We start from the raw sequence: 20345 nt of genomic DNA on the forward strand, positions 1-20345 counted from the left end.
GTCCGCCGGGGCGAGCGCGACCCGGCCGTACGCGGTGAGGCTGTGGTGGGAGACGCCGCGGTGCCGGGGGCGCGGGTCGCGTCGGAGATCCGCAGTGAGCCGACCGGCCGGCCGCCGAGGGTGGCGACGGCGTTGACCGCCTCGCCGACGGCGACCCCGGAGAAGCCCCAGGTGGTCCCGGTGCCCAGGTTGCCCGGGCCCTGGGCGACGATCGCCACGTCGGCGCGGAGCACGTGCCGGGCGGCCAGCAGGCCGCTGTGCAGCGTGGTCGCCTCCAGGTCGCCGCCGAACGCCTGCCCGACGCTGACCGTGCCCACCAGCTCGCCGCGCAGCCCGTCCAGGGTGCGGGAGAACCAGGCCGGCAGCGCCCCGCCGTCGGTGAGCAGGTACGCCACCCGGGCGTCGGGGGCCTCGGCGCGGACGCCGGCCAGGATCGCCGGCAGCGCCGAGTGCAGGTCGGCGGTGACCACGGGCAGCCCGTCCAGGCTCTCCGCCCGGGCCAGCAGCTCGTGGTGCTCCGACGCCTCCTCGTCCACCCCGAGCATGATCGCCTGCAACGGGGTGTAGCGGGCCTTGACCAGGTGGGCCGGCGTCGCGGGTGTCGGCCGCCCGCGGCGGGTCCGGCGGCAGCCGGTCGGGCAGCGCCACCACCAGGGCGTACCCGCCGGTGCCGAGCCCCATCAGCAGGGCGCCGGCGTTGAGCAGCACCCGGTCGCCGGGGACCGGGTCGCCGACCAGGGCGGGGTACGCCAGGGCGCGCAGGGTGCCGCCGTCGGGCAGGTCGACGTCGAGTTCCACCGCGCCGGCCCACCGCCGCCGTACCGCCGTCACCGTTCCGGACCGCCATCGCACCATGCCGGGCACGCTATCCGCGCCCGGCGGAGACGCCGCGCCCGGGTCAGGGCGGGCCGGGCCGCCGGGGTTCCTGCTCCTGGTCCTGGGTACGCCGGGCCCGCCGCCCGTCGGTGCCGGGCATCGAGCGGGTGGGATCGAGGAAGACGTACTGGATCTCCGGGTAGCGGTCGGTGAGCCGGCGCTCGGCCTCGTCCGCGGCGGCCTCGATGTCGGCACCGGTGGCCTGGTCGTGGAAGTCGACCTTGGCGGCGACCAGGATCTCCTCCGGGCCGAGCAGCATGGTCATCAGCGTGTCGACCCGGTCGACCGTCGGCAGGCCGGCCAGTTCCTGCTCGATCTCGCGGTGCAGCCGGTCCGGCACGGCCCGGCCAACCAGCAGCGACAGGTTGCTCCAGGCCAGGGTGATCGCCACGACCAGCAGCAGCAGACCGATCGCGATCGAGGCGAGTCCGTCCCACAGCTCGTCGCCGGTCAGGTGGGACAGGCCCAGCCCGACGGCGGCGAGGAGCAGACCGACGAGGGCGCGCTGTCCTCCAGGAACACCGCCTTGATGGTGGTGTCGGCGGTCAGCCGCAGTAACCGGCGCGGGGTGGTCCGCCAGCGGCGGGATTCGTTTCGCACCTGGCGCACCGCCCGGGCCAGCGAGACCGACTCGATGACGAAGGACACCGCCAGCACGATGTAGGAGGCGAGGTAATTCCCGCTGTGCCGGTGCACCAGGATGGTGGTCACGCCGTGGGTGATGGCGAAGCCCGCCCCGGCGACGAAGGTGAACAGCGCGGCGAGGAACGCCCAGACGTAGCTCTCCTTGCCGTACCCGAAGGGGTGCCGGCGGTCGGCGGGCCGCGCGCCCCGGCGCAGCGCCAGGTAGAGCAGCACCTCGGTGGTGGTGTCGGCGACCGAGTGGGCGGCCTCGGAGAGCATCGCCGCGGAGCCGGAGATCAGGCCGGCGACCAGCTTGGCCACCGCGATGGCGAGGTTCGCCGCGCCCGCCACCACGACGGTGCCGACGCTCTCGGTCTTGACTTCGCCCTCCGACATGCGCCTCACCCTAGGGCGGTCGGGCCGCCGCCGCCCGGTGACCGGCGGCAGTGCGTCGCGCGCCGCGCCCGCGCGGGTGCACGGCCGCGGCGCGCGGGCTGCTAGCGTTCACACGTGTCGCGGAGCCGTACCGAACGCCTGGTCAACCTGGTGATCTGTCTCCTGTCCACGCGACGGTTCCTGACCGCCGCGCAGATCGCCGCGACCGTGCCCGGTTACGAGCACGATCCGGACGACGCCAAGGAGCACGAGGCGTTCCAGCGCAAGTTCGAGCGGGACAAGGCCGAGCTGCGGGAGCTGGGCGTGCCGCTGGAGACCGGCACGGCCAGCGTCTTCGACGCCGAGCCCGGCTACCGGATCGCCCACCGGGAGTACGCGCTGCCGGAGATCCCCCTGGAGCCCGACGAGGCCGCGGCGGTGGGCATCGCCGCGCGGCTCTGGCAGCACGCCGGCCTGGCCGCCGCTGCCTCCTCCGGGCTGGCGAAGCTGCGCGCGGCCGGCGTCGACGTGGACCCGCAGGCCACCCTGGGCCTGGAGCCGATGGTCACGGTCGATCCGGCGTTCGCGCCGCTGACCGCCGCCGCGCGGGACCGCCGCGAGGTCGGCTTCGACTACCGGGTGCGACCGGGACGCGCCCACCCGCCGCCGGTTGCAGCCGTGGGGCGTGGTCTGCTGGCGCGGCCGCTGGTACGTGGTCGGCCACGACCTGGACCGGGACGCCACCCGCTGCTTCCGGCTCTCCCGGGTGGTGGGCGCGGTCCGGGTGAACGGCGAGCCGGGCGGGTACGAGCCGCCGGCCGGGGTCGACCTGATCAGCCACGTGGCCCGCTGGTCCGGGCCGGTCGAGCGCACCGGCCGGGCCACCGTGCTGGCCGCCCCGGGACGCGCCGCTGGCCTGCGGCGCTGGGCCGTGCAGACCCTGCCGGGTCCCGACGGCGACCGGCTGGTCCTGCCGTACGCCGACCCGGACTCCCTCGCCGGCCACCTCGTCGGGTACGGCCCGGACGTGCGGGTGCTGGAACCGCCGGAGGTGCGCGACGCGGTGATCCAACGGCTCAAGGAGATCGCCGTCCGGCAGGACGACCTGGCCGTGGCCGGAGGCCCCCGGTGACCCGGCCGGCCGCCCGGGGCGGCTCCCGCACCTCCGCCGACCGGCTGGCCCGACTGCTCAACCTGGTGCCCTACCTGCTCGCCCGCCCCGGCATCGAGATCGCCGAGGCGGCCGGCGACCTGGTCGGCGCGCCGGTGGCGGTGCGGCTGCCCGGGGACACCCGGCAGGTCGAGGCGCTGCGCTCGGCGGTCGAGGGCGGCCGGGCGCTGCGGATCACCTACTACACGGCGGCGCGGGACGAGACCAGCGAGCGCACCATCGACCCGCTGCGGATGCTGATGGTCGGCGGCCGGGCGTACGTGGAGGCGTGGTGCCGCCGGGCCGAGGCGGTCCGGCTGTTCCGGGCCGACCGGATCGACGCGGTCACCGAGCTGGACGAGCCGGCGGTGGTGCCGCCGCAGGCGCGCCCGCACGACCTCACCGACGGGATCTTCCGCCCCTCGCCGGACCTGCCGCTGATCACCCTGCGCATCGGTCGGGGCGAGCGGTGGATCACCGAGTACTACCCGTGCGAGCGGGTGGAGGCCGGCGACGGCGACCAGTGGCTGGTCTCGCTGCGGGTGACCGACCTCGGCTGGGCCCGCCGGTTCGTGCTCGGGCTGGGGCCGGACGTCACCGTGGTGGCCCCGGCCGAGCTGGCCGATCAGGTGCGGGCGCAGGCGCTCGCCGCGCTGGAGGCGTACGGCACCCCGGTGGGCGACGGCGCGCCGTCGGCCGACCCGGCGGTGGGGGCCGTCGACCGGTTAGGCTGACCGCCGTGGTGAAGTGGATCGTTCTCGCGGTGGTGCTGTTCGCGCTCGTCGTGCTGGCCCTGGCGGTCCGGCCGGTGCTGGCGCGGCTGCCCCGGCTGCGGCGGGCGGCGATGGCGTTGCAGCGACGCCAGGCCGACGCGGACGCGCTGCGCGAGGCCGCCGAGGCGCTCTCCGAGCGGGCCGAGACGCTCCAGCGGCAGGTCGAGACCACCCAGCAGCGGGTGGAGCTGATCAAGGCCAAGCGGGGTAAGTGATCGACCGCGGTCGGTGAATCGCGCGTCGACTGCGCGAAGCGGGTTCCTTTCGCGCACGGATGGACGTCGCCAGGTGGTTGACGGGACACGCGAGGGTGGTCAAGACTTCACCGGCCGGACGCGTCACCAGCGGCCCGGCGGGTGGCAACGGCTCTCGACGCACGTACGATGGGCTGCGACACACCCTTCGACACAGAGCGACTGGAGCTTCCCATGGGTGCCCTCAAGCCGTGGCACATCGCCGTACTCGTGGTCGTGCTGATCCTGCTATTCGGCGCGAAGCGGCTCCCCGACGCGGCCCGCTCGCTGGGCCGCTCGCTGCGGATCATCAAGGCGGAGACCAAGAGCCTGCAGGACGACGACCGCGACCTGGCCGAGAAGGCCGACGCGCAGGCCGGCTACCAGCCGCTGCCGCCGCACGCGGGTCAGCAGCCGTACGCGCAGCAGCAGTTCGCCCCGCAGCAGGCCCCGCAACAGCCGGTCGCCCCGCCGGTCGACCCGGTGCAGCGCGTCCGCGACAACTGACCGAAGGGCCCGAGCACCGTGGCCTTCGCGCTTCGTAAGCGCGGCCCGAGCGAGTTCGAACGGGCCGCCGACGGTTCCATGACGCTCATGGAGCACATCCGTGAGCTCCGCAACCGTCTCTTCCGCGCCTCGCTGGCGATCCTGGTCGGCTTCGGCTTCGGCATCTGGCTCTCCGGTCCGGTGCTGCACCTGTTGCAGCAGCCGTACTGCGACCTGCCGAAGGCGCGCCTGGTCAACGGGACGTGCAACTTCGTCCAGCTCGGTCCGGCGGACCTGTTCCTGCTCCAGCTGAAGGTCGGCCTCTGGGTGGGTCTGATCATCGCCGCGCCGGTCTGGCTCTACCAGCTGTGGGCGTTCATCGCGCCCGGCCTGCACCGGCACGAGCGGCGGTACGCGTACTTCTTCACCGCCCTGGCGGCACCACTGTTCGCCGCCGGTGCGGTGCTCGCGTACTTCGTCACCGCCAAGGGGCTGGAGTTCCTGCTCAACGTCTCGGGCGGCGGCGACATCACCACCACGCTCGACATCACCCGCTACATCTCGTTCGTCACCAACCTGATCCTGCTGTTCGGGGTCGCGTTCGAGTTCCCGTTGATCGTGCTGATGCTCAACTTCGTCGGCCTGGCCAGCGCGCGGAAGCTGCTGAGCTGGTGGCGGGTGGCGGTCTTCGTGTTCTTCGCCTTCTCGGCGGTGGTCACGCCGACCCCCGACCCGTTCGGCATGACCGCGCTGGCGATCTGCCTCTGCGCGCTCTACTTCGCCGCGGTCGGGGTGGCCTTCATCAACGACAAGCGGCGGGGTCGGGGCAAGGAGACCTACTCCGACCTCAGCGACGACGAGGTGTCGCCGCTGGAGTTGGACACCGAGCCGGTCGAGGCGTCCGCACGGGTCGACTTCTCCGGGCCGGTCGGCGCGCCCGCGCCGGTCGCCGCGCCCGCCCCGATCGACCGTCGCTTCGACGACATGACCTGACGGCTCCCGCGACTCGGGCTGTCCACGACGCCGCCTCCGTCCGACGGGGGCGGCGTCGCCGCGTCATCCCCTGGCGTCGCCGCCGGGCGTCGCGCGCCCGCGGTGACGGGTTGACGACAAGATAGGGCCGAGTCCCGTTCGGGACCCGGCCGGCGGGACGTCCTGTTCGGGGCTAGCTGGAGTAGCCGCGCGTGGCGATCCAGTCGGCGAGCTTGTCGTCGGTCATCCAGTAGGTCTTGGTCGGGTCGTACGGGTCGGCGACCTTCATGGTGTCACCGCCGTCGCGGTAACCGACCACGGTCAGATAGTGTCCGCCTTCGTACGAGTACCGGTGACCCTGGGTGTCGACCGCGGTGCCCATGATGTTGGCTACCACGCCCCGGTTGGCGTCGACCGCCTCGATCACGTCACCGCGCAGCTTGGCTTCCTGCTGCGAGTCGGCCTCGGCACCCTCGATCTCGGTGGTCTCGTAGCCGCCGCCGGTCATCTCGTTGAGCACCCGAGTGGTGGCGTCGACCGAGTCGGTGCCGTCCTGGGTGGTGCCCAGCTTGTCGGCAACCTCGCGTTGGCTCACGACCTTGCCCTGGGTGGACAGGGCGATCCGAGTTGCGGCTGGCGCGCAGTAGTAGGAGTTCGGCTGTCGCTGATAGTCGTAGTGGAGCACTCGCTGACCGTCCTCCGGCGCGGGCGCGGGCGCGGGCGCAGGCGGGGGCGCGGGCGGAGGCGGAGGCTGGTCTGCGGAGGCGGGCACGCTCTGCACTTGTGCCGGGTGCGACGGTGTCATCGGATCGGCGGACGCCTGGGCAGCGATCGCCGAGCCGGTGAAGGCGCCGCTGGCCAGCACGGCAACGGACAGCACGCTCTTACGGAACAGCGGATTCATCGTGATGCTCCCCTCGACTGGTCTTACCTGCCGTCGCCCGCCGCTTACCCGGGCCCGGTCCGCGAAAACGCGCGACACTACCCGAGTAGCGGGGGTTCCGGCCGGCTTTGCGCAATCGCGCCCGGAAATCCGGCAGGAGGAGTAGAAGGGGGTCGGGGCGCGCGAACGTTGAAGCGAACGGTGGCGGTGGGACGGCGTGCGACGGGAGGGACGCCGGAGCCGGTCATCCCACTGCCGCCGGCGCCCCTGCTGATGGGTCCTGGACGGCATTGCGCCCCGGTGCGAGGATTTGCCCTGGCCGCTGGCCGTCCGCGAGGCCCAATAGGCGGCATGCGGTTGGCCGGTGGAGGCGGTCATCGGAGCCGGGGCGTCGCAACGGCGTCCGGTGTCGGTGGATAGGGCCTTCCGGCCGCCCGTCGCCTCGTGGTGGCCCGCAAAACGGCCTGCCGTCGATCAGGTCCGGTGCCTACGCGACAGTGCCGCAGGGCGTCTCTCACCCCGACCGCGCCGGGGCTGAGGATCGCGGGTCTGACTGAGGGCCGAGCCCCGCGCGGAGCAACCTCGCGGGGTCGTCAGTTCACGTTGAGCTTCAGCGCCGGGCGGGCGGTGAGCGAGTGGCTCTCCAGGAAGGCCAGGTCGACAGCCACGCCACTGAACGTGACCGGGCCCGGCGAGGTGGTGGCGATCCCCGGGGGGAGCGGCAGGTCCGGGCTCAGCGTGATCGTCACGTCGAGGATCCGTCCGACGAACCGGGTGGCGTAGACGGCGACCTCGCCGGCCAGCGTCAGCTGATCGGTGGCGACCCGCAGGGTGCGGCCGGCCGGCCCGGGCGAGCGCAGCCGGGCGTCGTCGGTCATCACCCGATCCATGCTGAACTTCAGGGCCCGCAGGGTGCCGCCGGCGGTGGGCAGCTCGACGATCCCCTCGATCCGCAGCCCCGTCATGGTCATGGTGGAGCCGGTCAGGTGGACCGGGCTCTCCGCGACCCGCGGCTGGCCGGGCTCGGCGGGGATCCGCGGCAAGGTTCTCCCGGCCCCGGGGGCGGTCGGGGTCGGCTCGGGCTGGGCGCAGTCGAGAGCCAGGACGATCGGCCCGGAGCTGGTGGCCAGCAGGGTCGTGGGCGGTGGCGGGCCGGGTGCGACGGAACGCTTCGGCTGGGCCCGGGCACCCGCCTCGCCGCCCTGGCCCCCGTAGAACGGGCCGAGGCCGCTGAGGGTGAGGACGTTCCTGTTCGCCCTGGCGTACCCGCTCGGGCTGATCGAGGACGAACCGGCCGGCCCGTCCGGCGCCGGTTCGGTCGGGCAGGTGGGGCCGTCCCGAGCCGGGGCGGGTACGGCCGACGCCCTCGCCGGGCCGGGCGCGGCGAGCGTCACGGTGGCGGAGATCCCGAGCAGCCCCAGCAGCGCCGCGACGAACCGTAGGCCGCGCTGTGGGGGTCCCGGCTGTTCCGCCTTCGTCCGCTCGGCCGGCCAGAGCCTCAGGGCCGTGGCGGACTCCTGGTACGCGCCGGGCGACGGCCGGGTGAGGTGCAGCCCCAGGCTGTCCCGGCCGGACATCAGTTCGTCGACGAGGGCCGGCTGCCCGTGCTGGGGGCAGCGTCGGGGGCCGTCAGGTCAGCTCCCGTACCGGCCGTGGGCTGCTCCCGCCCCGTCCCGTCGGCCGCGTCCCGGGCCGCGCCGTCCGGTCGCCCCCGGCCTCGTCGGGCCCGCTCGCGTCATCGGGCGTTTCGTCCCGTACCCCTGCCTCGCCGGTCGGCTCGCTGGCCGGCGCGGCGCTCGGCGGGGTGTCCGGCGTCCAGGCGAAACCGAGGGCGCTGCCGACCAGGCCGAGCAGCAGACCGACGAAGAAGCCGCCGAGGTTCACCCCGATCAGCGAGAAGAGCGCGGTCACGGCGGCGACCACGGCGTAGAGGACCCGGTGCGGGGGCTTGAACCACAGCAGCAGCCCGCAGGTCACCAGGATGGCGGGGATCAGCCAGGACAGGAAGCCGGTCGGCCCCGTCTGCAGCGCGAGGCCGGCCAGCGACATCTGGGTGGTGCCGAAGATCTGCAGACCGGCCAGCGCGGTGAGCAGGCCCCCCCAGAACGGTCGGGTCCGCCGCCAGCGGCGGAAGCCGCGGAGGTCGCGGTAACGCTCCGGCCGGGCGTTTCGCGGTTCGCCGTTGTCCACCCATGCCTCCTGCCGAGTGAGGGGTCGTGCGCAGCCACCGCCACCCGGACGGCGGGGCGGTGGTCAGCTCAGAAGCACTCCTTGGCGGCCGCGCCCGTCCTGACCTTCAGCTTCAGTCCGGTGAGGTTGAACGTCCTGGCCTGGGTGGAGCGGGCCACCTGGCGAAGGTTCGTGATCGTGACGGCGTCGGCCTGCTGGCCGAAGGTCCCCCGGGGCCCTTCGCGTTGGCGGGACCGCCCTCGAGAGTCGACGCGTCCCGATTGATCTGGATGTTGGTGAACCGGGCGTCACCCTCGAGCTCTTCGGCGTCGATCAGCAGGTCCGTGGCGGTGGCTGGCCTGCCACCGCGCCGGCGTTGATGGTGATCACGACGGGCGCCCCGGGCGCCTTCACCGACTGGCAGAGGTCGAAGAGCTGCGCCCTGCGGATACCGGTGGTCGCCACCGGATGCCTCGTCCCGTCGACCTCCTGGGCGACGCCGCCGTACTGGACGAAGCCCTCACCGCGCAGCTCGGAGGCGGAGACCTTGAACGTCTGCCCGGAGACGGCGAACGACGCGGCCATGGCGCCGTTGGCCATGCCGAGCACGATCGCGCCGGCGACCGCGGTCGCCGGGATCGCCAGGGCGGCGAAGCGCCGCCAGCGGGTACGTCCGGGCATGTCGGACCTCTCCTGCACGGTTCCTCCTCAGGGTGGATGTCGTGCCGGTGGTCGGACGAGCGCCAACGAGGGCTCGTGGCCAGCTGGGCGATGACGGAGGCCAAGATGGGCCATCCCCTGCGCGTACGCCAGCAGGCACCGCCACCCCGACGCTAACACCCTGTAGACAGCCGGGTGCGGATTCGTCACCTAGCGTTAGGCGCTCTGGGGAGGGCTCGGCGCGCCGCGGTCCGTTCGCCGCACTGCCGTTGCCACCTTCGACACCCTCGTCCCAGCGGCCACGACTTCTCGCGATGCCCTGCGGAGTCACCCGAACGAGAACCATGATGCCGGTGTCGGCTGCCTTGCCACGTCGGCGCGTCGACGACTGTGCCCGCGTGCAACCGAATGTGCCAGCCCAACGGCGGGAGCCGTCCCTTCGGAACGGACGAGCAGGGCGAGGGCCTCACGCGATCCGAGCAGATGCGTGTTCCGAGGCCGCGGCATCAATCCCGGGAGGTTGTTGTATGTACGCACGGAAGCGGCGCTGCTACCTGTCCGCGCTGGTGCTGACGCTCGTCTTTCCGGCCCTGTCGTCAGCGGTCACCGGAGCGAACACGGCTGCGGCGCGTGCCGACTCGTGCGCGAATCCCACCACCGGCCGGGAAGCCGACGCCGTGGGTCGGAAGTTCATGGTGGCCGCGGCCAATCCCTTCGCGGTCCAGGCCGGCTGCAAAATCCTCGCCAAGGGTGGCACGGCCGCGGATGCGGCCGTGGCCGTGCAGGCCGTCCTGGCCGTCGTGGAGCCACACGCCTCCGGGCTGACCGGCGGCACGCTCATCAACTACTGGGATCCCGACAAACACACCGTGCGGTATTTCGACGGCATGGCCCGAGCGCCGAAGAACGTGCCGCAGAACGTGATGACTCCCACCGACCAGGAGCGCAAGGCGCTCGGCGTCGACCGCTACCCGTACGCGGCGTCGGCGACAGCCCGGGCGTTCGCCGTCCCGGGCACGCTGCGGGTGCTCTCGGACGTCCACGAGGAGTACGGGGACCTTCCCTGGGACGAGCTCTTCGACGACGCCATCAACCTAGCCGCGAACGGCTTCCCCATGCCGGAAGCCCTGAGCAGTGGCCTCGACGAGCGCTTCAACGGGCGCAAGCGCTGCAACTACCCCGATCTGCGCCCCCGTTACTGCAACGGCGACAAGGCCAAGAAGCCGGGTACGACGATTCGCAACCCGGAGATCGCGCAGGTGTTGCGGGAGGTTCGGGACGGCGGGGCGGACGCCTTCTACGACCCGAAGGGCAAGATCGCCCCGGCGATCGTGCAGCACGCGGCGAAGGGGCCGATCAAGCTGAAGGGGAACACCGCCGGCCCGGTCGTGATCCCGAGTCTCATGACCGCCGAGGACTTCGCCGAATACGCCCCCATCGAACGCAAGCCGCTGTGCCGGAAGGTGTTGGGCGTGCTGGTGTGCACGTCGGCGCCGCCCGCGTTCGGGGGAGTGTCCGTACTGGAGATGCTGGGCCTGCTCGACCGTGGCCAGGTGGGCAGGAGTGAACCGGACTCGACCGATCGGATGCACCTCTTCGTCGAGGCCAGCCGCCTGGCAAACTTCGATCGCCGGGCGTACATCGGGGACCCGGCGTTCCACAAGGTGCCGGCGGCCGGTCTGCTGGACAACAAGTATCTCGACCAGCGCTTCTCCCTCTACTCCGAGGACCGCGCGATCGACCCGATCAAACCGGGAGAGCCGCCGGAGCGGATCCCTCCGGGGCCGACCGGGGACGTCCCGAGCACGATCGACGTCGGCGACCCGACCAGCAACGTGAGCATCGTGGACAGCGAGGGCGACGCCGTCTCCATGACGACCACCATCAACACGCACTTCGGGGCGCACCTCGAGGCGCGGGGGATGATCCTCAACAACGCGATGAACAACTTCACCGACACGTCGTCGGTCTCACCGGGCAAGCCGGTGAACGTCATGCAGTCGAAGAAGCGCCCCACCGCGTCGATGGCGCCGACCATCGTCCTCGATGAACAGGGACGGAAGCTGAAGCTGGTGGTGGGCGCGGCCGGCGGCTCGCACATCCCGGACTACGTGACCCAGGCACTGGTGGGTGTGATCGTCGACGGCATGGGGCCGGCCGATGCCATCGACCAGGGGCACTTCAGCGGGCAGGACATCACGCGTAAGTGCGGGGGATCGGTCGGGGCGCCTTCCGAGCTCGAAGCGGGCCGGAAGATCAGCGCGATCATGGCCGAACTCGTGGTCCGGGAGCATCCGTGTCCCCGGCTCATCGCACTGGACAGCGGTCTCACCGCGATCGAGGTACGCGGTGACGAACTGCTCGGAGCGGCGGACAAGCGCCGGGACGGCAGCGCGATCGGACGCTGACGTACCGGTTCACCTCCGCGGTGTGAGGCGGCCTCACCCCGCCGGCCGCCACGCTGGTGCCACCGCTCGACGCGGCCGTGACGCGGATGCGACGCCCGCCGAGCTCATCCCGGTCGGGTGAAGTCTCCTCACCCTGCCACGTTCGATGATCGACACGACGCGCAAATTCCGATGTCGCCGAGAGCGAAGGGTCGCCATGAAGAGCAGGAACGGAGGCGAACAGCCCGCCCCCGACCGGGGTCGCGATCAGCAGCCCTTCCGCGGCCGCGCGTCCGTGCCGTCAGTGCCCGCCGACCCACCTCAGGAGCAGGCGGTCCCGTGGCGGCGACGGGCGCTGGACCAGCAGCTCCCGACCGCCGGCTTTCCCGCCGGCTCCGGTAAGCCGTCCCTGCTGTATCTCTGGGCGATCATGTGCCTGGCGGCCGCCATCGTGCTCGGGTTCGCCATCAACAACCAACGGGGCGTCCCCCCGGCCGTCGTCGACTCGCAGCGGGACAACGTGTCGAAGGTCGCCTCCAGCATGCGACTGACCATCAACCACTACGTGGAGGACCTCGACCAGCGCATCGCGGCCCGGCCGCCGACGACGCCCGACCCCGAGTTCGTCAAGCAGGTGGTGGGCAACGGTACGGAGTGGACCGGGGCGGCGATCGTGGAGACCGCCTCGCGACGCCCATTGGCCACGGCGGGCACCGGCGTACCGATGGAACTGCTGCCACCGACGCTTCCCGCCAAGGACACGTTCCCGATCACCACTCCGGACGGGCCGGCGCTGGTCCGCAGCGTCGCGCTGGACGGCTCGCGGACCCTGCTGGCGACCCAACCGCTCGACGTGGACGAACTCCGCCTCAACCCCAACGCCCGACAGGGCATCTTCGTCATCACGCCGGACGGCAAGAGCACCCTGATGCAGGGGGTCAGTGCCGTACCCGATGTCCACCTGCCGGTGGTCTTCCAAGGGCTGGCGCAGTCGCAGTCCACCGAGGGCCACCCGATCCGGGTGACCGAGTGGCTGAACAAGCAACTCGTCGTCTCCTCCGCCCCGGTGGGGGAGACCGGGGCGACGGTGGCGACCCTCATCGTCGCCGAGGAGACGGGCGGCACCTCGACCGTGCACGGCTTCCTGCTCGGTCTGACCCTGCTGGCGATGGCGGTGCCCAGCTTCCTGCTGATGCGGCTGGCACTGGTCAGGCCCGTGCGGTCGCTGCTGGAGCGGGCCAAGGCCGACGCCTGTGGTGAGGTCCCCGCCAAGCGGCACCCGTTGCGGATCGCGGAGGCCCACCGCATCGCCCGGGCGCTGTCGCTGACGTCCGACGATCCATCGTCGGGCACCGCCGGCGGGAAGCGCTGGCGGTGGCGGTGGCGGCCGACCGTGAACCAGGGCCTGGCCCTGGCCACCGTCGTGGCGCTGCTCTGGCCGGCGGCGGCGGTGGCCTACACGCTGAGCTCACCTGAGCCGCCGATCCCCAGCCAGCTCGTCCGGGACGAGGAGAGCCGGGCCGAGGCGGCGAGCAACGTGATGGGCAAGGCGCTGAACAACGGCCTGCAGACGGTGACCCGGATCTCCCAGGCGTCGGAGGCGACGCCCGACCCGGCTCAACTGGCCCCGCAGCTCAAGCAGGAGCTGGCCGACAAACACCGCTTCCGCAGCCTCTACCTGATGGACCCGAACGGATCGGTCGTCAGCGCCGCGGGACGCGAGCCGCTTCGCAAGGAGCCACTGCGCGGTGAAACCGGCATCGACCTGGACGGCGAGACCGCGCGCGTGCCGCTGGTGTACGCCTTCCGGGTCGCTCCCAACGGCGTCGCGACGGTCGGGGAGTTCGACATCGACTACCTGCTGGAGATGATCCGGGCGGTCGACGGGCAGGTACGGGTCGTCGACGAGGATCTGCGCACCGTCTTCGACTCCAACGGTTTCCGCGCCTTCCAGCAGTTGGAGGGCACCGCCCGGGTTGCCGCCTCCGAGGCGCTGAAGGGCGGCACCGTGGGTATGGCGAAGACGCCGGACGGCAGGCCGGCGTTGATCGCCGCCGCCGGCCTGAACAAGCCGAACACCGTCGCTCCGCTGAAGTGGTCGCTGGTGGTGGAGCAGGACCTGGCCGGGCTGCGGCTGCCGCAGAGCGACGGCCGGCGGTGGACGCTGCTGGTGGCCGGGGCCACGACGGGCGTGGTGCTGCTGACCCAGACGTGGCAGTACTTCGTCTTCGCGCGGCCACTGCGCCGCCTCGCCGGGCAGGCCGACCAGATCAGCGAGGGGGACGTGGAGGAGCCGATCTCGCCGGCACGCCACGACGACATCGGGGCGCTGGCGATGTGCCTGGAGGTCTGCCGGCAGGTCCGGCACACCGGCGCCAGCCGGCTGGGCGGTGCGAGCCGGCTGCGCGGCACGGAGGAGGACCGCACCGTCGTGCTGCCCGAGGTCCCGCCGCAACCCGAAGCTGGTCGGGCCACTCTCTGGTACAGCGAGAGTGCTGACACCCGCGCCGACGACCGAGACGAAAGGAGTTGACGTGGTATACCTCTACGTCGTTTTCGTCCTCTGCTGTGTGGCGCTGTTCGGCGCGGGGATGGTCGAGCAGCGTAACCACTATCGGAACCTGAACATGATTCCGGACCGGGTGCTGGTCAACGGCATCCGGGGCAAGAGCTCGATCACCCGGCTCTGCGCCGGCGCGTTGCGCGGCGGTGGGCGGGTGGTGGTGGCCAAGACCACCGGCACGGCGGCCCGGTTCATCTTCCCGGACGCCAGCGAGGAGCCGGTGCACCGCAAGTTCGGCATCGCCAACGTGGTCGAGCAGATCGGCATCGTGCGGCGGGCCGCCGTCTACCACCCGGACGCGCTGGTCATGGAGTGCATGGCGGTGATGCCGGCGCTGCAGGAGGTCAACCAGAGCAAGCTGATCCGGTCGAACATCGGGGTGCTGTGCAACGTGCGCGAGGACCATCTCGCCGAGATGGGGCCCACCCTCGACGATGTCGCCCGGTCGCTTAGCCGGTCCATGCCGGTGGGCGGCACCTGCATCACCGCCGAGCGGGAACGGCTGGCGATCCTGCAGGAGGAGGCCGACCGGCGGGACTGCCGCCTGATCGCGGTCGACCCGGAGTCGGTCAGCGACCACGAGATGAACGGATTCGGCTGGATCACCTTCAAGGAGAACGTCGCGATCGCGCTGGCCGTCGCCGAGGAACTGGGCGTCGACCGGCAGAGCGCCCTCAAGGGCATGTGGGAGGCGCCGCCCGACCCGGGCGTGCTCTCCGTGGCCCGGGTGATGCACGGCGACAAGCGGTTCCGGTTCGCGAACATCTTCGCCGCCAACGACCCCGAGTCGACCTTCATGAACATCCAGCAACTGGAGGACCAGCAGCTCATCACCCGTCCACTGACGATGGTGATCAACTGCCGGCCGGACCGGATCGAGCGCAACGGCCAGATGGGCGAGCTGAGCGGCCGGGTGCGACCGGAGACCATCATCCTGATCGGCGAGGTCACCAAGAGTGCCCGGACGACCGTGCCCGCGGAACTCCAGGACCGGGTGGTGGACCTCGGCGGCAAACCGGACCCGGACAGCCTGCTGCAGGGCGTGAGCGCGGCGACCCCGGACGACTCCTCGATCGTCGCCGTCGGGAACATCCACGGGCAGGGTGAGGTGCTGGTCCACCAGCTGGCGACACTGCCGGGCTGGACCTGCGAGGACGGCTCTCCCTCCGCCTCCACCCTTCGTACGTCGACCGGAGAAGGGAGCCACTGATGACGTTCGGCGGAGAACTCAGCGCCCAGTTGGCCACCGCGAGCCTCGGCATCGGGCTGGTGTTCGCGCTGCTGTGTTACCTGAGCACCAACCTCTCACCCGGCGGCATGATCACCCCGGGCTGGATCGCGTTGACCCTCATCGAGGACCAGCTCCAGGCGGTGATCGTGGTCGGGGTCACCATCGTCACGTACCTCATCGCCCGGCTGATGCATCGGGTGATCATCCTGTACGGGAAGCGGCTGTTCGCCGCGATCGTGCTGGTCAGCGTGCTGCTGCAACTGACCATGTTCCTGCTCGTCCAGCGCGACCTGCCACTGCTGTTCGCGCACCAGACGCTGGGCTTCGTGATTCCCGGGCTCATCGCCTACCAGCTCGTGCGCCAGCCGCCCAGGGCGACCATCCTGGCGACCCTCATCGTCACGGCGATCACGTTCGGCATCACGTACAGCGGCGTGGTCGCGGGATTCGTGCCGGTGACCTGACCATTCCGTCCGCCTCGCATTCGTCGCGAAAGGAGAAGCAGGAATGAGCTACCGCAGGTATCTCCGCAGGCCGGGCGTGTCGAGCATCGTCGGGCTCGTCCTGCTGATCACCGCGAGCATGCTCACCTACCTGGTGGCCCGGCCGTCGCCCGGGGACGAACCCGAGCTGACCCTGGGTCTGGCGAAGGCGACCGACGGCCAGGCGGCCGGCGCGTCGGGCTACCACTACCAGCGGTCGTCCGAACCGGACCGTACGGAGATCATCGACTCGTCGGGGGAGCCGGTCGCGATCATGACCGACGGCGCGCGGACCGCGCACATCTACGGTCCGTCCCGGACGTTCGAGGAGCCGCGCTTCACGGACGCCAAGATCGAGACCGACATGTGGGTCCGGCTCGCGCCGCAGCCCTGGCGGGCCGGCGCCGAACAGGAGCAGTGGTTCGTCGACTGGTTCGCCGCGGCCCGCCGGGACCGCTCGCCGGACGTACTGTCGATCGCCTTCGAGTACGTCGACGGGGCCCCGGTGAAGCGGGACAACCAGGGGCAGCAGTACTCCGGCGACGCCTCGTTCGGCCCGCCGGACCCGGCGGACCCCGACGGCCGCCAGGAACGCTCCGACTTCTACGACTACCTGGGTTTGCCCTGGTCGTTCCTCGACGGCAAGGCGGCAATCCCCGAGCCGCAGCGCAAGCTTGCCCTCGACTGCTCCGGCTACCTGCGGATGGTCTACGGCCACCGGCTCGGATATCCGCTGCGCGGCACCAACACGCCGGGCGAGGGTCTGCCGCGCCGCGCGTACGCGATGGCGGAGGTGGGCCCGGGTGTCCAGCTGATGCCCAACTCCGGCCAGCGGGCCCGCGGGATCGACAAGCTGCTCCCCGGCGACCTGGTCTTCTTCAACGCTCAGCCGATCCCGAGCCGCCAGGTCGACCACTCCGGCATCTACCTCGGCATCGACGACGGCGGGCACCACCGGTTCATCTCCAGCCGGTCCCAGACCGACGGTCCCACCATGGGCGACCTCTCCGGCGCACCCCTGCTGGACGGGGTGGGCTACTGGCCGGACCGGTGGCTCACCGCCCGCCGGCTCTGATCGACCATCCAGACGGGGAAGCCGGTCAACCGGCTCCGGCCCGGCCCCCGGGTCGTCTGCGCCTGTTTCGCGGCGTCCCGGGGGCCAGGTCTGCCCAGGGGTCGGCCTGGTCAGAGCACCTGGGACAGGAAGCGGCGCAGCCGGGGGTGCTCCGGCGCCTCGAAGATCGCGGCCGGCTCCCCGGCCTCCAGCACCACCCCGTGGTCCATGAAAGCGACGGTGTCGGCGACCTCGCGGGCGAAGCCCATCTCGTGGGTGACCACCACCATGGTCATGCCGCCGGCGGACAGGTCGGCCATCACGGCGAGGACACCCTTGACCAGTTCCGGGTCGAGCGCCGAGGTGGCCTCGTCGAAGAGCATCACCTGCGGTTGCAGCGCCAGCGCCCGGGCGATGGCCACCCGCTGCTGCTGCCCGCCGGACAGGTGCGCCGGGCGGGAGTCCGCCTTGCCGGCCAGCCCGACCAGCTCCAGCTGGGCGCGGGCGACCGCGGTGGCCTCGTCCTCGGAGAGCTTCCTGATCCGGCGCAGCGCCAGGGTGATGTTGCGCAGCACGCTCATGTGCGGGAAGAGGTTGAACTGCTGGAAGACCATGCCGATTCGCTGGCGCAGCGCGTCCGGGTCGTCGCGCAGCACGCTGCGCCCGTCGAGCAGCACGTCGCCCCGGTCGGCTCGATCAGTCGGTTAATGGTGCGCAGCAGGGTGGACTTGCCCGAGCCGGAGGGGCCGATCACGCAGGCGGTGCCGCCGCGCCCGACGTCCAGGTCGGCGCCGCGCAGCACCCGGTTGGCGCCGAAGGCGAGGTGGACGTCCCGGACGGCGAGGCTGACCGAGGTGGTGGTGGCGGTGCCGGTCATCGATGGTCCTTCCCGGTCGGGGTCTGCGGGGGCAGGGCGGTCTCGCCGGCCAGCGCCAGGCCGCCGTCGTCGTCAGGGTCGACGGTCACCGACCGGCCCTGGCGCAGCCGCCGGTCGATCCAGTTGACCGCGTGGGTCAGCGGCACGGTCAACGCCAGGTAGAACAGGCCGGCCAGCAGCAGGGCCGACTCGTTGCCCGTGGTGGCGGCGTAGTCCTGGCCGATCCGGAACAGTTCCCGCTGGCTGGCCACCAGGCCGAGGAAGTAGACCAGGCTGGAGTCCTTGATCAGCGCGATCAGTTGGTTGACCCAGGCCGGCAGGACCCGGCGTACCCCCTGCGGGATGATCACCAGCCGCATCGCCTCGCCCCAGGAGAAACCGAGCGCCCGGGCCCCCTCCAGCTGCGCGGCCTCGACGCTCTGGATGCCGGAGCGGAAGATCTCCCCGATGTACGCGCCGGCGATCAGCGACAGCGCCAGGATGCCCAACGGGTACGGGTTGGGTCCCCAGACCTCCATGCCGAGCGGCGCCAGGCCGACACCGATGAGCAGGATGGTCGCCGCGGCCGGCAGGCCGCGGAAGACGTCCGTGTAGACCCGCGCCGGCCACCGCAACCATCGGGTACGCGAGATGCCGGCGATGGCCAGCAGCATGCCGAGGATCGAGCCGAGCAGGGCGGCGGAGATCGCCAGGATCAGCGTGTTGGGCAGCCCGACGGTCAGCATCTCGGGCAGCGCCTCGCGCATTGAGTCGCCGTCGAAGAAGGTCTCCCAGAGGGTGCTCAAGGTGTCCATCGGTCTCGTCCCCGTCCGCCCCGCTCGCTCGTCATCCGTACCGTCAGGAGGTGGTCGACGCCGACGCCGCCGGCACCGCGACGGTGCCGCTGCCGGGCTTGAAGTCGGCCGGGATCGGCGGCCCGGGTAGTACTGCGCCTGGAGTCGGGTCCAGGTGCCGTCGGCGATGACCTCGTCGAGGCCCTTGTTCAGCGCCTCGCGCAGCTTGTCGTTGCCCTTGGCGAACGCGTACGCGGTGGGCGCGGGGCTGAGCTGCTTGGCCGCCACCGTGATCTTGCCGTTGCTGTCCGCCGCCGACTTCTCGCCGATCTCGGCGGGGGCGATCCAGGCGTCGGCGGTGCCGGCCTTGAGCTGGTTGATCGCGCCGTTGTAGTCGGGCACCCGGACCGGGTCGAGGTTGCGGCCGGTGGCGTAGTCGTCCTGCACGGTGCCCTGCACGACGACGACCCGCTTGCCGGTCAGCTGCTCGAAGCTGGTGATCGGGGAACCGGCGGGCACGTCCAGGCCGAAGTAGCCGAAGTCGTAGCCGTTGCCGAAGTCGACGGTCTTCTTGCGCGCCTCGGTGATGGTGATCGAGGAGCTGCCGATGTCGAACTTGCGGTTGTTGACCTGGGACAGCAGCGCGGAGAAGTCGGTCCCGACGAACTCCACCTTCAGGCCGACCTTCGCCGCGGCCGCGGTGAGCAGGTCGTTGTCGAAGCCGGTGAAGGTGCCGTCCTTCAAGTACACGTTCGGCGGCGCGTCGGTCAGCGTGCCGGCGCGCAGCACGCCCGGCTGGAGCAGGCCGTACGGGTTGTCGGCGGCCTCGGACGAGTCGTCGCCGCACGCGGTCAGCGCGGTGGCGGCGAGAACGGCGGCGGCGCCGAGCGCGGCCACCTTGGACAGAGCGGGAAGAAATCGCACAGGTGTCTCCGGGTTGATCGGTCGGCGGGCACACGGGCGCGCCGGGAGACGGTGTGCCGGACCGGCACACCGCTGCGGTGGTACGAGGAAAGGGGTCGTCGACTACGCGGTCGGGCGGCGACAGCCGTCGCTGCAGACCAGCATCAGGTCGACGTGTCGCCGCTTGACCAGCATCAGGTCGGCAGCCGGCGCGTCGGACGGGGCCGCGGACACGGCGCCGCCGACGGACGGGGCGAAAAGATCAGCAGACATGGTTCTCCTGGGTCGGGGCTGACCTGGGAACCAGGCCACGCTTGCACCGGTGCCACACCGGTGCCTGGTCTTCACCCGGAGCACCCCACCGTGGAGGAGGGTTGCCGGCCAGCGAGCCGGGGCTTGACGCTGGCGCTCATGACCTGCCGACAAGGCTAGCAGCAGGGCCGGGCCGATCGTCCAGTCGTTATGACGGCCCTCACGTCCGCCCCTTACCGCCGGCCGTGTCACCAGCCGCCGGCGGTTGTCGGGCGTGCCATCGTCCGAGGGCCACCGCGGCGGAATTGGCCGGCGCGAACCCCGCCGACCGGGTGCGAGGGTGGGGGAGAAGCCGGCGCGGCCGGCGCGGTGCCGCCCCGCGCCACCGGGGCTGCCGCTCCGCGGACGCCGTCGTTGCACCGGATGCCGCCTTGCGGGCGGTTGCCGTTGAACAGGGTTGCCCTCACGGACACCCTGGACCGCCACCCCACCGCCGAGGCAGGGCACTGCGATGACCGATCCGCTGCGGGACGCCGACGGGGACGAGGCGCTGCGCCGGGTGTTCGAGGCGGCCGGGCCGTACCTGTCGTCGTTGGCGGACCGGCCGGTGCACGACCCGGAC

Annotated in this window: 15 protein-coding genes, 6 pseudogenes and 1 riboswitch; of the genes and pseudogenes, 10 read left to right on the plus strand and 11 right to left on the minus strand. The window is 71.8% G+C overall.

Going from position 1 to position 20345, the window contains the following annotated elements:
* The 4 genes and pseudogenes from JNW89_RS06460 to JNW89_RS37525 all read right to left on the minus strand — a co-directional run.
* Positions 1–855, minus strand: a pseudogene (locus JNW89_RS06460) (DUF3866 family protein); the annotation flags it as partial.
* Positions 856–898: 43 nt separating this feature from the next.
* Positions 899–1267, minus strand: a complete 369-nt coding sequence (locus JNW89_RS37520; protein ID WP_238448135.1) for a hypothetical protein — start codon at positions 1265–1267, stop codon at positions 899–901.
* 18 nt (positions 1268–1285) lie between these two features.
* Positions 1286–1345, minus strand: a pseudogene (locus tag JNW89_RS38585) (hypothetical protein); the annotation flags it as partial.
* Positions 1327–1896: a cation diffusion facilitator family transporter gene (locus tag JNW89_RS37525; protein WP_238448136.1), complete on the minus strand. Its 570-nt coding sequence runs from the start codon at positions 1894–1896 to the stop codon at positions 1327–1329. The gene JNW89_RS37525 and the pseudogene JNW89_RS38585, both read right to left, overlap by 19 nt.
* A gap of 114 nt (positions 1897–2010) precedes the next feature.
* On the opposite strand from JNW89_RS37525, the pseudogene JNW89_RS06475 reads away from it, so the two are divergent.
* From JNW89_RS06475 to tatC, 5 genes and pseudogenes are all read left to right on the plus strand, one after another.
* Positions 2011–3007, plus strand: a pseudogene (locus JNW89_RS06475) (helix-turn-helix transcriptional regulator).
* Positions 3004–3759, plus strand: coding sequence for a YafY family protein (locus JNW89_RS06480; RefSeq protein ID WP_238448137.1), 756 nt, complete (start codon positions 3004–3006; stop codon positions 3757–3759). Before JNW89_RS06475 ends, JNW89_RS06480 begins: the two are co-directional and overlap by 4 nt.
* A 5-nt stretch (positions 3760–3764) precedes the next feature.
* On the plus strand, positions 3765–4013 hold the full coding sequence (locus JNW89_RS06485; RefSeq protein ID WP_238448138.1) for a hypothetical protein: 249 nt from the start codon (positions 3765–3767) through the stop codon (positions 4011–4013).
* A 213-nt stretch (positions 4014–4226) separates the two neighbouring features.
* On the plus strand, positions 4227–4538 hold the full coding sequence (gene tatA / locus JNW89_RS06490) for a Sec-independent protein translocase subunit TatA (RefSeq protein WP_238448139.1): 312 nt from the start codon (positions 4227–4229) through the stop codon (positions 4536–4538).
* A gap of 18 nt (positions 4539–4556) precedes the next feature.
* The gene (gene tatC / locus JNW89_RS06495) at positions 4557–5510 is read left to right on the plus strand and encodes a twin-arginine translocase subunit TatC (protein WP_238448140.1); all 954 of its coding nucleotides are present in this window, start codon (positions 4557–4559) and stop codon (positions 5508–5510) included.
* A 172-nt stretch (positions 5511–5682) separates the two neighbouring features.
* Here tatC and JNW89_RS06500 read toward each other — a convergent pair whose 3' ends face one another.
* The 4 genes and pseudogenes from JNW89_RS06500 to JNW89_RS37530 form a co-directional block, all read right to left on the minus strand.
* Positions 5683–6393, minus strand: a complete 711-nt coding sequence (locus tag JNW89_RS06500; RefSeq protein WP_238448141.1) for a C39 family peptidase — start codon at positions 6391–6393, stop codon at positions 5683–5685.
* Positions 6394–6965: 572 nt separating this feature from the next.
* A complete protein-coding gene (locus JNW89_RS06505) occupies positions 6966–7949 on the minus strand; it encodes a hypothetical protein (RefSeq protein ID WP_238448142.1) in 984 nt (327 codons plus the stop codon).
* A 225-nt stretch (positions 7950–8174) separates the two neighbouring features.
* A pseudogene (locus JNW89_RS06510) lies at positions 8175–8562 on the minus strand (DUF6114 domain-containing protein); the annotation flags it as partial.
* 68 nt (positions 8563–8630) lie between these two features.
* Positions 8631–9240: pseudogene (locus tag JNW89_RS37530) on the minus strand (DUF6230 family protein).
* Positions 9241–9728: 488 nt separating this feature from the next.
* Here JNW89_RS37530 and JNW89_RS06520 point away from each other — a divergent pair.
* The 5 genes from JNW89_RS06520 to JNW89_RS06540 all read left to right on the plus strand — a co-directional run bounded on the left by JNW89_RS06520 (position 9729) and on the right by JNW89_RS06540 (position 16939).
* Positions 9729–11609: a gamma-glutamyltransferase family protein gene (locus JNW89_RS06520; RefSeq protein ID WP_238448144.1), complete on the plus strand. Its 1881-nt coding sequence runs from the start codon at positions 9729–9731 to the stop codon at positions 11607–11609.
* Positions 11610–11892: 283 nt separating this feature from the next.
* On the plus strand, positions 11893–14121 hold the full coding sequence (locus tag JNW89_RS06525; RefSeq protein WP_238448145.1) for a HAMP domain-containing protein: 2229 nt from the start codon (positions 11893–11895) through the stop codon (positions 14119–14121).
* A 1-nt stretch (position 14122) separates the two neighbouring features.
* A complete protein-coding gene (pgsB, locus tag JNW89_RS06530; protein ID WP_238448146.1) occupies positions 14123–15361 on the plus strand; it encodes a poly-gamma-glutamate synthase PgsB in 1239 nt (412 codons plus the stop codon).
* Entirely contained in the window at positions 15361–15846 is a 486-nt protein-coding gene (locus JNW89_RS06535; RefSeq protein ID WP_238448147.1) for a poly-gamma-glutamate biosynthesis protein PgsC/CapC, read from the plus strand. The genes pgsB and JNW89_RS06535 overlap by 1 nt, the downstream gene beginning before the upstream one ends.
* Positions 15847–15889: 43 nt before the next feature.
* Positions 15890–16939 carry an NlpC/P60 family protein gene (locus tag JNW89_RS06540; RefSeq protein ID WP_238448148.1) on the plus strand — a complete coding sequence of 350 codons (1050 nt, stop codon included), beginning with the start codon at positions 15890–15892 and terminating at the stop codon, positions 16937–16939.
* A 110-nt stretch (positions 16940–17049) separates the two neighbouring features.
* On the opposite strand, the pseudogene JNW89_RS06545 reads toward JNW89_RS06540, so the two are convergent.
* The 3 genes and pseudogenes from JNW89_RS06545 to JNW89_RS06555 all read right to left on the minus strand — a co-directional run bounded on the left by JNW89_RS06545 (position 17050) and on the right by JNW89_RS06555 (position 19744).
* Positions 17050–17795, minus strand: a pseudogene (locus JNW89_RS06545) (amino acid ABC transporter ATP-binding protein).
* The gene (locus JNW89_RS06550; RefSeq protein WP_238448149.1) at positions 17792–19492 is read right to left on the minus strand and encodes an ABC transporter substrate-binding protein/permease; all 1701 of its coding nucleotides are present in this window, start codon (positions 19490–19492) and stop codon (positions 17792–17794) included. The pseudogene JNW89_RS06545 and the gene JNW89_RS06550 overlap by 4 nt, the downstream one beginning before the upstream one ends.
* Before the next feature lie 102 nt (positions 19493–19594).
* The gene (locus JNW89_RS06555; RefSeq protein WP_238448150.1) at positions 19595–19744 is read right to left on the minus strand and encodes a hypothetical protein; all 150 of its coding nucleotides are present in this window, start codon (positions 19742–19744) and stop codon (positions 19595–19597) included.
* Between the two features lie 32 nt (positions 19745–19776).
* Positions 19777–19888, minus strand: a riboswitch (SAM riboswitch).
* Positions 19889–20345 lie beyond the last annotated feature (457 nt).

This window comes from Micromonospora sp. 4G55, assembly GCF_016803375.1.